Annotated in this window: 13 protein-coding genes and 1 riboswitch; of the genes, 6 read left to right on the top strand and 7 right to left on the bottom strand. The window is 66.6% G+C overall.

Going from position 1 to position 13,485, the window contains the following annotated elements; translation table 11 throughout:
• Positions 1–4: 4 nt before the first annotated feature.
• Positions 5–2,779, top strand: a complete 2,775-nt coding sequence (gene fdhF / locus ASC37_RS05240; RefSeq protein ID WP_082438381.1) for a formate dehydrogenase subunit alpha — start codon at positions 5–7, stop codon at positions 2,777–2,779.
• Positions 2,776–3,033, top strand: coding sequence for a formate dehydrogenase subunit delta (locus ASC37_RS05235; protein ID WP_055423367.1), 258 nt, complete (start codon positions 2,776–2,778; stop codon positions 3,031–3,033). The genes fdhF and ASC37_RS05235 overlap by 4 nt, the downstream gene beginning before the upstream one ends.
• An 8-nt stretch (positions 3,034–3,041) precedes the next feature.
• On the opposite strand, the gene ASC37_RS05230 is transcribed toward ASC37_RS05235, so the two are convergent.
• Together ASC37_RS05230 and fumC are read right to left on the bottom strand one after the other, a co-directional pair.
• Positions 3,042–3,470, bottom strand: coding sequence for an A1S_2505 family phage non-structural protein (locus tag ASC37_RS05230; RefSeq protein ID WP_055423366.1), 429 nt, complete (start codon positions 3,468–3,470; stop codon positions 3,042–3,044).
• Between the two features lie 25 nt (positions 3,471–3,495).
• The gene (gene fumC, locus ASC37_RS05225) at positions 3,496–4,896 is read right to left on the bottom strand and encodes a class II fumarate hydratase (protein WP_055423365.1); all 1,401 of its coding nucleotides are present in this window, start codon (positions 4,894–4,896) and stop codon (positions 3,496–3,498) included.
• 96 nt (positions 4,897–4,992) lie between these two features.
• Here fumC and ASC37_RS05220 point away from each other — a divergent pair, with 96 nt between their 5' ends.
• Together ASC37_RS05220 and ASC37_RS05215 are read left to right on the top strand one after the other, a co-directional pair.
• Entirely contained in the window at positions 4,993–6,570 is a 1,578-nt protein-coding gene (locus ASC37_RS05220; RefSeq protein WP_055423364.1) for a thymidine phosphorylase family protein, read from the top strand.
• Positions 6,570–7,448, top strand: a complete 879-nt coding sequence (locus ASC37_RS05215) for a ribose-phosphate diphosphokinase (protein WP_055423363.1) — start codon at positions 6,570–6,572, stop codon at positions 7,446–7,448. The genes ASC37_RS05220 and ASC37_RS05215 overlap by 1 nt, the downstream gene beginning before the upstream one ends.
• On the opposite strand, the gene ASC37_RS05210 is transcribed toward ASC37_RS05215, so the two are convergent.
• From ASC37_RS05210 to ASC37_RS05195, 4 genes are read right to left on the bottom strand one after another with little or no spacing between them, the layout of a single operon-like run.
• On the bottom strand, positions 7,445–7,897 hold the full coding sequence (locus tag ASC37_RS05210) for a universal stress protein (RefSeq protein WP_055423362.1): 453 nt from the start codon (positions 7,895–7,897) through the stop codon (positions 7,445–7,447). The two genes, ASC37_RS05215 and ASC37_RS05210, sit on opposite strands and share 4 nt — an antisense overlap.
• Positions 7,898–7,955: 58 nt before the next feature.
• Complete coding sequence (locus ASC37_RS05205) at positions 7,956–9,509, bottom strand: DHA2 family efflux MFS transporter permease subunit (protein WP_055423361.1); 1,554 nt, start codon at positions 9,507–9,509, stop codon at positions 7,956–7,958.
• Complete coding sequence (locus tag ASC37_RS05200; RefSeq protein ID WP_055423360.1) at positions 9,496–10,608, bottom strand: HlyD family secretion protein; 1,113 nt, start codon at positions 10,606–10,608, stop codon at positions 9,496–9,498. The genes ASC37_RS05205 and ASC37_RS05200 overlap by 14 nt, the downstream gene beginning before the upstream one ends.
• Positions 10,601–11,029 carry a MarR family winged helix-turn-helix transcriptional regulator gene (locus tag ASC37_RS05195; RefSeq protein ID WP_198289014.1) on the bottom strand — a complete coding sequence of 143 codons (429 nt, stop codon included), beginning with the start codon at positions 11,027–11,029 and terminating at the stop codon, positions 10,601–10,603. Before ASC37_RS05195 ends, ASC37_RS05200 begins: the two co-directional genes overlap by 8 nt.
• Before the next feature lie 131 nt (positions 11,030–11,160).
• A riboswitch (SAM riboswitch) is annotated at positions 11,161–11,238 on the top strand.
• A gap of 37 nt (positions 11,239–11,275) precedes the next feature.
• Here ASC37_RS05195 and metX point away from each other — a divergent pair.
• Complete coding sequence (metX, locus tag ASC37_RS05190) at positions 11,276–12,403, top strand: homoserine O-succinyltransferase MetX (RefSeq protein ID WP_055423358.1); 1,128 nt, start codon at positions 11,276–11,278, stop codon at positions 12,401–12,403.
• A 2-nt stretch (positions 12,404–12,405) separates the two neighbouring features.
• Positions 12,406–13,029 carry a methionine biosynthesis protein MetW gene (gene metW, locus ASC37_RS05185; protein WP_055423357.1) on the top strand — a complete coding sequence of 208 codons (624 nt, stop codon included), beginning with the start codon at positions 12,406–12,408 and terminating at the stop codon, positions 13,027–13,029.
• A gap of 61 nt (positions 13,030–13,090) precedes the next feature.
• Here the strand turns inward: metW and ASC37_RS05180 are convergent, their stop codons facing one another.
• Positions 13,091–13,408: a hypothetical protein gene (locus ASC37_RS05180; RefSeq protein WP_055423356.1), complete on the bottom strand. Its 318-nt coding sequence runs from the start codon at positions 13,406–13,408 to the stop codon at positions 13,091–13,093.
• Positions 13,409–13,485: the final 77 nt, after the last annotated feature.

Raw genomic sequence — 13,485 nt, 5'->3', positions numbered from 1 at the left:
GGCCATGCGTTTGTGCGACGACGATCTCGGCACGCCCGCCCGCTTGGGTGCTGCCACCGTGCGGCTGACGATAGACGGGCGGACGGTGGAGGCGCCCGAGGGCACTTCCCTCCTGCGCGCCGCGGCGCAGGCCGGTATCCGCATCCCCCGGCTGTGCGCGAGCGAGCGGCTCGAACCTTTCGGCTCCTGTCGCTTGTGTCTGGTGCAGATCGAAGGCGGGCGGGGCTATCCTGCGTCTTGCACCACCCCCGTGGCCGAGGGCATGGTGGTGCATACCCACACCCCTCGTTTGACCGAGCTGCGGCGCGGCGTGATGGAACTCTATTTGTCCGACCATCCCCTCGATTGCCTCACCTGCAGTGCCAACGGGGATTGTGAGTTGCAGGAGATGGCCGCCCTGGTGGGCGTGCGCCGTATCCGCTATCCCGCCGGCGGACAGAAGCACGCCGGAATGCCGGTCGATGGCAGCAACCCCTATTTCGCTTTCGATGCCGAGAAGTGCATCGTGTGCGCCCGCTGCGTGCGCGCCTGCGACGAGATCCAGGGGAGTTTCGCCTTGACCGTGGCCGGGCGCGGTTTCGCCGCCGCCGTCACCGCGGGGCAGGGCGAGGGGTTCCTCGGTTCCGAATGCGTTTCGTGCGGCGCCTGCGTGCAAGCCTGCCCTACGGCGGCGCTCATGGAAAAGCGCGTGATCGAGGAAGGATTGCCCGAGCGCGCCGTCGTCACCACCTGCGCCTATTGTGGCGTGGGCTGTTCCTTCCGCGTGGAACTCAAGGGCGAGGTGCCGGTACGCTTGGTGCCGGACGGGCGCGGCCGCGCCAACGAGGGTCATTCCTGCGTCAAGGGGCGTTTCGCCTTCGGGTACGCCACGCACCCGGACCGGGTCAGAAGCCCGCTGGTGCGCGGCTCGATCGACGAGCCCTGGCGGGAAGTGGGCTGGGACGAGGCCATCGCCCACGTGGCGGCCGAATTCCGCCGCATTCAGGCGCGCTACGGACGCGAGGCCATCGGCGCCGTGGCCTCCAGCCGCTGCACCAACGAAGAGGTCTATCTGGTGCAGAAACTCGTACGCGCGGCCTTCGGCAACAACAACGTCGACAACTGCGCCCGCGTGTGCCATTCCCCCACGGGCTACGGCCTGAAGCGCACCTTTGGCGAGTCGGCTGGAACGCAGGATTTCGCCTCGGTCGATCACGCCGATGTCATCATGGTGATCGGCGCCAACCCCACCGAGGCCCACCCGGTGTTCGGCGCGCGGCTCAAACGCCGCCTGCGCCAGGGCGCCCGGCTGATCGTGATCGACCCGCGCACTACCGGCCTGGTGCATGGCCCCCACGTGCGCGCCGAGTACCACCTGGCGCTGCGCCCTGGAACGAACGTGGCCCTACTCAATGCCATGGCGCACGTGATCGTCACCGAGGGTCTGGTCGACGAATCCTTCGTGGCGCAACGCTGCGAGGCCGACTCCTTCGCCCGGTGGCGCGCCTTCATCGCCGATCCTCGCCATGCCCCCGAGGCCGTCGAGGCCGAAACGGGCGTGGCGGCCGAGCAGGTTCGCGCCGCCGCCCGGCGCTATGCCAGCGCCGACAACGCCGCCATCTACTACGGCCTGGGCGTGACCGAACACAGCCAGGGGGCCACGACGGTGATGGCCATCGCCAACCTGGCCATGGCTACCGGCAACATCGGCCGCCCCGGAGTGGGGGTCAATCCGCTCAGGGGGCAGAACAACGTGCAGGGGGCCTGCGACATGGGGGCTTTCCCCCATGAGTTGCCTGGATATCGGCATGTGTCCGATCCCGTCGCCCGGGCTGCGTTCGAGGCTCATTGGGGGGTGACGATTTCCCCGGAGCCGGGGCTGCGCCTGCCGCACATGCTCGCCGAGGCGCGCGAAGGGCGTTTCAAGGGGATCTACATCCAGGGCGAGGACCTGGCGCAGTCCGAACCGGACCTCGAGCACGTGCATGCCGCCCTCGAGGCGATGGAATGCGTCGTGGTGCAGGATCTCTTCCTCAACGAGACGGCCCGTTATGCACACGTGTTCTTGCCCGGCGCTTCCTTTCTCGAGAAGGACGGCACCTTCACCAACGCCGAACGGCGCATCTCGCGGGTGCGCCGCGCCATCCCGCCTTTGGCAGGGCTCGAGGATTGGGAGATCACGCAGCGGCTGGCGCAGGCCATGGAATACCCCATGGCCTATTCCCACCTCTCCGAGATCATGGACGAGATCGCGCGCCTCACGCCGCAATTCTCCGGGGTGAGTTACACGCTGCTCGAACGGCTGGGTAGCGTCCAGTGGCCCTGTAACGAAGAAGCGCCGCACGGCACGCCGCTGATGCATCGAGAGCGGTTCGTGCGCGGCGAAGGCAGTTTCGTGCTCACCGAATACGTTCCCACGAGCGAGCGGCCCGACGGGCGGCGGGAGCTGCTCCTCACCACCGGCCGGGTGCTGGCGCAGTACAACGTCGGCACCCAGACCCGACGCACGGCCAATGGGGTGTGGTGCAGCGCAGACGTGCTGGAGATCCACCCCCAGGACGCGGAGGCGCGCGGCATCGCCGAGGGAGACGAAGTGTGCATCGAAAGCCGGATGGGGCAGACCCGTCTGCGCGCCAAGGTAAGCGAACGGGTACGGCCCGGGGTGGTCTTCACCACCTTCCATTTTCCCGCCTCGAAGACCAACGTCTTGGTGACCGATGGTTCGGACTGGGCCACCAACTGTCCGGAATACAAGGTCGTGGCGGTTCGGGTCGAGCGCGCCGCAGGAGCTTCGGCGTGAATCCGGCCGAAAACCTCCGATCCGAGGCTGTGGCCGTGCCTTCTGCGGCTTACCGGGCGCGCCTGCTCGCGATGCTCGAGCGCGTCTGTGCCAATTGCCGCGCCGAGCCGGACCCGGTGGCCACCGTGCTCGAGCATCTGCGGCGATTCTGGCACCCCTGGCTGCGCCAGGCGCTGACCGCGCTCGACGCGCAAGAGCGTGCGCAGGCGAGCGAGACGGCGCGGCAGGTGCTGGAGCGGCTAGACGCCGGCTGACCCTTCCTTCACCCTTCGAGCAGGTACGGCCGCCATTGCTCGGCAAACGAGCAGCGACCGATGGCGATGAGTGGCCGGAAGAGCGGGGCGATCTGCTCGTCGCGGTAGCCGGCGATGCCGCAACCGACGCGGGTGATGAAGAAACGCAGCTGCGGATGCTCGGCGACGAACTGGATGAAGCGCTCGACGTAGCGCTTGATCTCTTCGAGCGGCAGGACCTCGAAGTTCTCGTCCAGCGTGGGGATGGCGAAGGAGTGCCGCGGCGGGGTGCCCATGTAGCCCCAGCCTACGCCCATTTGGGCGCCGAAGCGGCGTACCGCCTCGGCCGCGGCGCCTCCGCCGTGCCGGCCGGCGAGGTTGGCGCCGAAGGCGAAGACTTCGCCGTGCTGGGGTATGCTGCCGTCGGGGTGGAAGGTGATGCCGTCGTCTTGACTCATAGCGTTTCCTCCGCGGATCTCCGGTTCAGTGCATGCCCGGCCGCGTCATGGCGAGCGGATCGACCCAGCGGTCGAACTCTTCGGCCGTGAGGTATCCCAGCTCGACGGCCGCCTGCTTGAGCGTCTTGCGCTCGGCCGCGGCTTTCTTGGCGATGGCGGCGGCCTTGTCGTAGCCGATGTGGGGGTTGAGCGCCGTGACCAGCATGAGATTGCGTTCGAGGTGCTCGCGGATGCGCTCGCGGTTGGGCTGCATGTCGCGGGCGCAGTAGCGCTCGAAGGCGAGGATGGACTGCGACAGCAGTTCGATGCTCTCGAGCGCCGCGTGCGCCATGAGGGGTTTATAGACGTTGAGCTGGAAGTTGCCCTGGTTGCCGGCAAAGGCGATGGCCGTGTCGTTGGCGAAGACGCGCACGCACACCATGGTGAGCGCCTCGCACTGGGTGGGATTGACCTTGCCCGGCATGATGGAGCTACCGGGCTCGTTGGCCGGCAGGATCAGCTCGCCGATGCCTGCATCCGGCCCCGAGGCGAGCCAGCGCACGTCGTTGGCCATCTTGAAGAGCGCATTGGCGAGGGTGCGCAGGGCCGCCGAGACGTTGACCAGCGCGTCGTGCGCGGCGAGCGCAGCGAAGCGGTTGCGCGCGCTGCGAAAGGGAAGGCCTGTCTCGCGCGCGATGTATTCGGCGCATACTTCCCCGAAGTGCGGATGGGCGTTGAGCCCGGTGCCCACGGCCGTGCCGCCGATGGCCAACTCGTGCAAGCCCTCTTCGGCCAGGCGCAGGAAGGCGAGGGCGTCCTCGATCTGCGCCACCCAGGAGCCGATCTCCTGCCCCAGGGTGATGGGGGCGGCGTCCATGAGGTGGGTGCGTCCGGTCTTGACGAGTTCGGCGTATTCCTCGGTCTTGCGCGCCAGCGTGTCGCGCAGCGTCTCCACCGCCGGATAGAGGTGGCGGCGCAGTTCGAGCACCGTGGCCACGTACATCGCCGTGGGGAAGGTGTCGTTCGAGGACTGGCCGCGGTTGACGTGATCGTTGGGATGCACCGGGGATTTACTTCCCAAGGGCTGGCCGGCGAGCTCGTTGGCGCGGTTGGCGATGACTTCGTTGGCGTTCATGTTGCTGTGCGTGCCGCTGCCGGTCTGGAAGACGACGAGGGGGAAGTGCTCGTCGAGCTTTCCTTCGATCACTTCCTGGGCAGCGCGCACGATGAGCTCGGCCAGATCCCGCGGCAATTCCCCCAGCTCGGCATTGGCCTGCGCTGCCGCTTTCTTGAGGATGCCAAAGGCGCGGATGACGGGCAGCGGCATGCGGTGGTTCTTCACGCCGATGGGGAAATGCTCTAGCGAGCGCTGCGTCTGAGCGCCCCAGTAGCGGTCGGCCGGGACCCAGACTTCTCCCAGCGTGTCGGTTTCGCGGCGTTTGTCCATATGTCCGACTCCTCTTTCGGCGGTAGCGGTCGTTTTCATTGTAGGATAGCCCTTGCCGCGCCTCACAGGGATTGCGCCGCCAGAGGAGGAAAGAAGATGGCTGAAAACAGTGACCCATCGATGACCGAGAATGCGGTGCGTTTGGCGCTGCGCCGCGTGGCCATCGACACCTACCGCGAGAACGTCGCCTATCTGCACCGCGAGTGTTCGGTGGTGCGCGCCGAGGGGTTCCAGGCGCTGGCGAAGATCGAGGTGGGGCAGGACGGCGAGCGGCACGTCCTCGCCACGCTCAATGTGGTCGACGATGATCGCCTGGTGGGTGTGGACGAGATCGGGCTCTCGCTCGAGGCCTTCGCCCAGCTGGGCTTGCCCGAGGGGGCGCAGGTGACGGTGGCGCAGGCCGAGCCGCCGGAATCCATGGGCGCCTTGCGGCGCAAGCTCGCCGGCGAGCGCCTGCGTCCCCAAGAATTCTTGGGCATCGTGCGCGACATCGCCGAGCGGCATTATTCCAAGATCGAGCTCACTGCCTTCGTGGTGGCTACGCACCACAACGAGCTCGACCGCGAGGAGGTGTATTTCCTCACCGACGCTATGACGAAAGTCGGACGGCGGCTCGACTGGCACGAGCGCCCGGTGGTCGACAAGCACTGCATCGGCGGCATCCCCGGCAACCGCACTTCCATGCTGGTGGTGCCCATCGTGGCGGCGCATGGAATGCTCTGCCCCAAGACGTCTTCGCGCGCCATCACCTCGCCGGCTGGTACCGCCGACACCATGGAGGTGCTCGCCGAAGTCGAGCTGCCGTTCGAGAAGATGGAGCAGATCGTGCGCCAGCTGCGCGGCTGTCTCGCCTGGGGCGGAACGGCGGATCTGTCCCCGGCCGACGACGTGCTCATCTCGGTGGAACGGCCCCTGGCGATCGATGCCCCGGGGCAGATGGTGGCTTCCATTCTCTCAAAGAAAGTGGCAGCGGGCTCGACGCACCTCGTGCTCGACATCCCATTGGGGCCGACGGCCAAGGTGCGCACGATGCGCGAGGCGCTGCAGCTGCGCAAGCTCTTCGAGTACGTGGCGCGCCGCCTGGGGCTGGTGATCGACGTGGTCATCACCGACGGGCGCCAGCCGGTGGGATTCGGCATCGGGCCGGTGCTGGAGGCGCGCGACGTGATGCGCGTGCTGGAAAACGATCCGCTCGCCCCCATCGATCTGCGCCAGAAAGCGTTGCGGCTCGCCGGCCGGGTGATCGAGTTCGACCCGGACGTGCGCGGCGGCGAAGGGTTCGCCATCGCCCGCGACATCCTCGACTCGGGTCGGGCGCTTGCCAAGATGCGCGCCATCATCAAGGCGCAGGGGGAAAAACCCTTCGATCATCACGCTCCGCCGCTGGCCTCGCAATGGTTCGAGGTGACTGCGCCCGCCGACGGCGTCGTGGTCGACATCGACAACCTGCATCTGGCGCAGATCGCCCGCCAGGCCGGCGCGCCCAAGGTCAAGGGCGCGGGCGTGGATCTCTTCAAGAAACTGGGCGATCCGGTCACTCAGGGCGAACCTCTCTATCGAGTTTATGCCCAGTATCCGGCCGATCTGGTATTCGCGCGGCGCAGCTGCGAACGGGCCACGGGCTACCGCATCGGGGTCGCCTCCGACATCGTCGAAGTCTATACGGAGTTCTGATGCTGCTCTTTTTCCCCGAGGAAGAGGGTTTCGCCCGGCGGCTGGCCGCAGCGACCGGCTTGGAAGCGGCGCCGATCGAGCGTCACCGTTTCCCCGACGAGGAGATCAAGTTGCGCCTGCCCGAGCGGCTACCGGAGAAGGTGGTGCTGCTGCGCGGGCTCGATCGTCCCAACGAGAAGCTCGTCGAACTGCTGCTCGCCAGTGCCGGTCTGCACGAAGCCGGCGTGCGGCGCATCGTGCTGGTGGCGCCCTATTTCCCCTATCTGCGGCAGGACAAGGCGTTTGCCCCGGGCGAAGTGGCGAGTGCTTTCGTGGTGGGGCGCTTCGTCGCCTCCTGCGTCGAGGCGCTCGTCACCGTCGATCCGCACCTGCACCGCATCGCCCGGCTCGACGAGGCCGTTCCGGTGACGCCGGCGCTCGCCTTGTGCGCCGCGCCGCTGCTGGGCGAACTCGCGGCGCGTGAGCGGGGGCGGCCGCTCCTCGTCGGCCCCGACGAGGAGTCGCGCGCCTGGGTGGAGGCGGCGGCGCACGCCTCGGGCTTGGAATACGCCGTGGGGCGAAAGGAACGGCGCGGCGACCGGGATGTGGCGGTGACCCTGCCCGAGGGGCTGAACGTGCGCGGCCGGGCGGCGGTGGTGCTCGACGACGTGGCGAGCACCGGGCGCACGCTCGCTCAGGCCGTGCGGGCTCTGCGCTCGGCGGGGGCGGCGACGGTAGACGTGGCGGTGACCCACGCCCTTTTCGTCGAAGATGCCCTGGAGACGGTGCGCGCGGCCGGTGCCGGAGCGATCTGGAGCACCGACACCATCGCGCATCCCACGAACGCCGTGAGCGTGGCGCCGCTGATCGCGCAGGCGCTCGCTGCCCTGTTGCGCTAGCCGTTCGCCTCTTCTGATCGCGGCATGGCCACGAGTAGGCTGCAGGGCAGGGAATCGAGCAGCGAGTGCCCGACCGAGCCGTGCCACCAGCGATCGAGCGGCCCCCGCCGGCGGTGACCGACCACCACCAGATCGGCTTCGACTTCTGCAGCATACTCCCCGATCACCGGCGCCGCCTCGCCCACGCGGATGACGCCATCGACCTCCAGTCCTGCGTCCTTGAAGCGCTCGATGCCTTCCTGGAGGATGCGGTGGGTGCGGGCGCAATCTTCGTCGAGGCAGTCTTCGGGCACCACTACTTGCGCATACTTGGCTTCCCGTGGCACCGCCATCACGGCGAGCAGGTGGCAGCGCGCCCCCACGAGTCTGGCGAGCTCGATTCCTTCGGCCAAGGCCGCCTGCCCTTCGGCGCTGCCGTCGTAGGCGAACACGATGGTACGGTAAGTCATGATGCCTCCTGATGTGGCCTGACGTTCAGTGTAGCCGGTGCGGCGTTGCATCGCCGTTTCAGCGGCGCCCTTTCATCAAATAGCCCGGCAGCAGTGACAGCAGGAACACGATGCCGACGATGGCGAAACCGTCGCTGTAGGCCATGCTCTGGGCTTTGGCCGCGAGCACCTTGTCGAGAAAATTCAAGGCGCCCCCCATCTGGTAGGCGTACGCAGCGGGCACGCCGGCCATCGCGTTGATTTGTTCGATCAGCTGGATCACGTACATCGTCGTGCTGTTGGCCTCGGTCTGCGTGGCGGTGAGCGCTGCGGAATGGAAAGCGAAACGGATCTCCACGGCGGCCGACAGCAGGCTCACGCCGAACGCGCCGCCGAGCTGGCGCATGAAGTTGATCGTCCCCGTCCCCTGGGCGAGCAGTTCGGCAGGGAGCGCCGAGAGCGCCCCGGCGTTCAGGGCCGGCATCATCACGCCGAGCCCGATGCGCCCCAGCAGCACCATCAGCGCCATGTCCCAGAAAGGGATGTCGACGTCGATTTCGTAGAGGAGTAGGTTCGAGAGTCCGAAGAGGAAAAGGCCGGCGCAGACCAGCAGATAGGCGGGCAGCCGGTCGGTGAGTCGCCCGGCGATGGGAAAAACGAGGCCGAGGACGAGTCCTGCCGGCATCAGCAACAGCCCCGAGCGCGTCGGCGTATAGCCCTGCACGGTCTGCAGGAAGAGTGGGATGAGGTAGGTCGAGCCGTACAGCCCCGCCCCATAGAGAAAAGCGACGAGCGAGGCGGCGCTGTAGCGACGAAAGGCGAACACGCGCAGGCTCACCAAGGGCTCGGCGCGGCGCGCGAGCCAGACGATGAAGGAGAGGAAGAGGGCAAGGCTCAGTGCCCCTGTGCCGACGATGATGTCCGAATTCCACCCCTCGCGCTGCCCGTTGGCGAGCGCGTAGAGCGAAGTGACGAGGAAGGCGGCGAGCAGCACGAATCCGAAGGAATCGAAACGGCGCCGTTTGCCGCCGCTCAACCGCGTAGGCAGGAAGATGGTACCCAGCAGCATGCCGAGAAAGGAGGTGGGCAGCCCCATGTAGAAGACGTAGCGCCAGTCGTAGTTGTCGATGAGCCAGCCACCCAGCACCGGGCCGACCGCCGGCGCGAGCACCACGCCGATGCCGTAGATGCCCATGGCGGTGCCGCGTTCCTCGGGCGGAAAGACGCGAAAGATCATGATCATCGCCAGCGGCTGGATGATGCCGGCGGCGATCCCCTGGGCGACGCGGGCGAAGGTGAGCACGTTCTCGTTGGGCGCGAGCCCTCCGAGCACCGAGGCGGCGGCAAAAAGGGCCATGGAGCCGACGAAGGTGGCCCGGATGCCGATGGCGTCGTTGAGCCAGGCGTTGACGAGCATGGAGGCGGTCATCGCCGCGAGGAACCCGGTCGACATCCATTGCGCCTGGTCCTGGCCGATGCCGAAGGCGCCCATGATGTCGGGCAACGCCACGTTCACGATGGTCGAAGAGAGCACGACCGTGATCGTGCCCATGAGCGTCGTCGTGATGACGAACCAGCGATAGGCCGATCCAAAGCGCTCGAAGAAACCGGAGAGTTCGTCAGTGGCGGACATCGATCGACACCACGGCCATCATGCCGGGTTTGAGGAGCCCGTCTTCCTGCTTCACGCGGATGCGCACCGGGATGCGCTGGGTGATCTTGGTGAAGTTGCCGGAAGGGTTGGGATTGGGCAAGAGCTGAAAGGTGCTGGTGGCGGCGTTGCCGATCAGCCAGACTTCGCCGTGGAAAACCCGGCCGGGAATGCCGTCGATCGTTACTTCCACCGGCTGCCCCGGGCGCACGTCGGCGATCTTGGTCTCCTTGATGTTGGCTTCGACCCAGACGGCCTCGGGATCGTGAATGAGCATCACGCGCTGGCTGGCGGAGACGTAGTCGCCTTCGTTGGAAAACGTGCGGTCGACCACGCCGTCGATGGGGGCGGTGAGGGTGAGGTCTTCAAGGTTAAGCCGGGCGAGGTCGCGCTCGGCCAGCACCTGGTCGCGATGCACTCTGGCCTGTTCGAGCTGGCGTTCGAGCGAGCCGAGTCGGGCATCGGCACGCGCCCGCGCCAGTCGGGCCTTGGCGGCTTCGAGGTTGGCCTGGGCGCTGGCCTCGTTCTGCTTGGCGACCTTGTAGGCGTTTTCGGCATGCTCGGCCTCTTGCTCGGGCACGGCGTGCAATTTCACCAGCGCGGCGCTGCGCCGGTAGTCGCTCTCGGCGTTGGCGCGCTGGATCTGCGCCGCCTTGAGGGCTTCTTCGGCCGTCTTCACGCCGCTCTCGGCTTCCATGACGGCGGCTTGGGTGGAGGCGCGCTGCTCGGCAAGGAGGTGTTCCAGCCGCTCGATTTCCTTCTCGGCGGCTCCGAGCGCCGCCTCCTGGGACTGCGCCTGCAGGCGGGAGGGATCGCGGTAGAGTACCGCCAGGGTCTGCCCTTTCTGGATGCGATCCCCCTCCATCACTGGGCGTTCGACCAGCCAGCCTGGGAGGCGCGGGGCGATGGTGATCATTTCGGTGGCTACGCGGGCGTCGATCTCTTCGACGTGGGTGAGGCGGTAGTGGACGATGCTGCCGATCCAGGCGATGAGCGCGAGCGATGCAAGGAGGATGGATGCGCGGCGGATCCTGGGATGGGCGGCGAGGGTGGACTTGACGTTCTTGACGCGGTCAATCATGGAGGTTCTCGAGTTTTTGGCGTAGCTGCGATAGAACTTCAGCGGCGATGGCCACGCGCGCAGGATCGATGCCGGCGAGCAGCTGCTCGCGCAGTGCCTGGGCGATCACGGCGACTTCGTGCTGCAGCGTTTTGGCCTTGGCGGTGGGGACGACGCGTTTGGCGCGTCGATCGCCGGGGACGTCTCGCCGCTCGATCCAGCCGTTGGCCTGCAGGCGGTCGAGCAGGCGCACGAGGGTCGAGCCTTCGATTCCCACTTTGCGCGCGAGCGCGGTCTGCGTGAGCCCTTCTTCGGGCAACTTGATCAGCACCAGCCATTGCGACTGCGACAGACCAAGATGGCGCAGACGCCGGTCGAGCTCGGTTCGCCAGGAGCGGGCGACCTCATGCAGGAGAACGCCGAAGTGGTCGGTCGTGTTCATCGTCATTATTGGCTAACTAATTTAAGCCATTATAACGATCCTTTTGTTCCAAGATCAATCCTGTCGGCGTCATGGTTTTTGCGAGGCCAGCTCGCCTTGACATCCCCGGGTAGGCACGCTATGGTTTGGTTAAACGATACGGCGCCGATTTGAGCCTCAGCTTGCGGGCGCCTTACAAATGCAGCTAAAGCGGGAGCGCCCGGCGCCCGCATGTCGCCGGGCTTTTTCGTTTTTGGGAGCCGCCGCATGACGCATCCTCGTTCCGTCGGCTTCGTCGAAGCGCAAAAAGCGCATTTCGACGAGCCGCTGCCGCTCAAGGCCGGGCGGGTTCTGCCGCAGTACGATCTGGTCTACGAGACCTACGGGACGCTGAACGCCGCACGCAGCAACGCCGTGCTCGTATGCCATGCGCTGTCGGGTTCGCACCACGTCGCCGGGGTCTATCGTGACGATCCGCACAACGTCGGCTGGTGGGACAACCTCGTCGGGCCGGGCAAGCCGCTCGACACCGAGAAATTCTTCGTCATCGGGGTGAACAACCTCGGCGGCTGCTTCGGTTCGACCGGGCCGGTGTCGATCAATCCGGCCACCGGCAAACCCTGGGGGGCGGATTTCCCTTTCGTGACGGTGGAGGACTGGGTCAATGCCCAGGCGCGGCTCGCCGATCGGCTGGGCATCGAACGCTTCGCCGCGGTGATCGGGGGCTCGCTCGGCGGGATGCAGGCACTCTCCTGGTCGCTGCAGTATCCCGAGCGCGTGCGTCACGTACTGGCGATCGCCACCGCCCCCAAGCTCTCGGCGCAGAACATCGCCTTCAACGAGGTGGCGCGCCAGGCCATCCTGTCGGACCCGGATTTCCACGGCGGCAATTACTACGAGCACGGCGTGGTGCCCAAGCAGGGGCTGAGGCTGGCGCGCATGATCGGGCACATCACCTATTTATCGGACGACGCCATGGCCGAGAAATTCGGCCGGGCATTGCGCCACGGCATCATGCGCTACTCCTACGACATTGAGTTCGAGATCGAGTCCTATCTGCGCTACCAGGGGGACAAGTTCGCGCGCTTCTTCGATGCGAACACGTACCTCCTCACTACCCGGGCGCTGGACTACTACGATCCGGCGGCCGACTATGGCGGGGATCTGGCGGCGGCCTTCGCGCGCGCCGAGGCGGCTTTCCTCGTGGTGGCCTTCACCACCGACTGGCGCTTCTCGCCGGCGCGCAGCCGCGAGATCGTCTCGGCGCTGGTGCACTCGGAGAAAGACGTGTGCTACGCCGAGATCGACAGCAAGGCCGGGCACGATTCCTTCCTGCTGGAGCACCCGCGCTACCACGCGGTGCTGCGCGCCTACTTCAACCGGATCGAGGTGTGACCATGGCGATTTCCGACCGCGAACCCGGGCGCCGTTCGACCCTGCGCCCCGACCTCGTGGCGCTCACCGAATGGATCGCTCCGGGCGAGCGCGTGCTCGACTTGGGCTGCGGCGACGGGGTGCTGCTGCGCCACCTCATCGACACCAAGGGGGTGGTGGGCTACGGCATCGAGAACGATCCAGCGCGCATCGTCGCCTGCATCGAGCGCGGCATCAACGTGATCCAGAGCGACCTCGATGAGGGGCTCGCCGACCTGCAGGACGGGCATTTCGACCACGTCATCATGAGCCAGGCGCTGCAGGCGATGCACAACACGCAGGGCATCTTGCAGGAGATGCTGCGCGTGGGGCACGAGGCGATCGTGAGTTTCCCCAACTTCGCCTTCTGGAAGCACAGGAAGAGCATCCTCGAGGGGCACATGCCCGTCTCGGAGAGCCTGCCGCACCAGTGGTTCAACACGCCCAACGTACGCTTCTTCACCGTGGCCGATTTCACCACGCTGTGTGGGTTGCTCGACATCGAGGTGCGCGAATGGCGCGGCTTCGACGATCAGGGCCGACCGGTACAGGAAGACCTCAATTTCCTCGCGGCGCTGGCGATCGCCCGCATCGGCCGGCGCGCTTGAGGCCGGAGGCCGCAGGGCGGGAACGGAGGCTCGCCCGCATTCCTGCGGCCTAGGGGAAAGTTCAGCCGACGGTGAAATTCTCGACGTCGATGCGTGCCACCGGCCGATCGAGCAGGCGCGCCACCACCTGGGCGAAGGTCTGCGCCCATTCGCCGCCCTCGGCAAAGCGCGCCTCTCCGGCGCATTTGGCCAGGTTGAGGATCAGATCGACCACGAGCACCTTGCCCATGGGATTGGGGGCGTCGCACTCGAGCGCTTCCATTTCCCGCACCAACCAGTCGCGGGCGACGTTGCGATCGAGCGCTTCGACCGCCTCGGCGTTGGTGTAGAACTCATACTCGCGGTCGGGCCCGAAGACCACCTTGACGACGTAGGACATGGGAACTCCTCCTGTTGCGCTGATGATGAAAAATGTTTGAAGATATTTTTGCTTGTCTGCGCATTGTAGACGATAGC

Source organism: Tepidiphilus thermophilus, assembly GCF_001418245.1.
In the GTDB taxonomy this organism is placed as follows: domain Bacteria; phylum Pseudomonadota; class Gammaproteobacteria; order Burkholderiales; family Rhodocyclaceae; genus Tepidiphilus; species Tepidiphilus succinatimandens.
The sequence above is the reverse complement of the archived record's forward strand: the minus strand, read 5'-3'. Positions and strand labels throughout refer to the sequence as shown.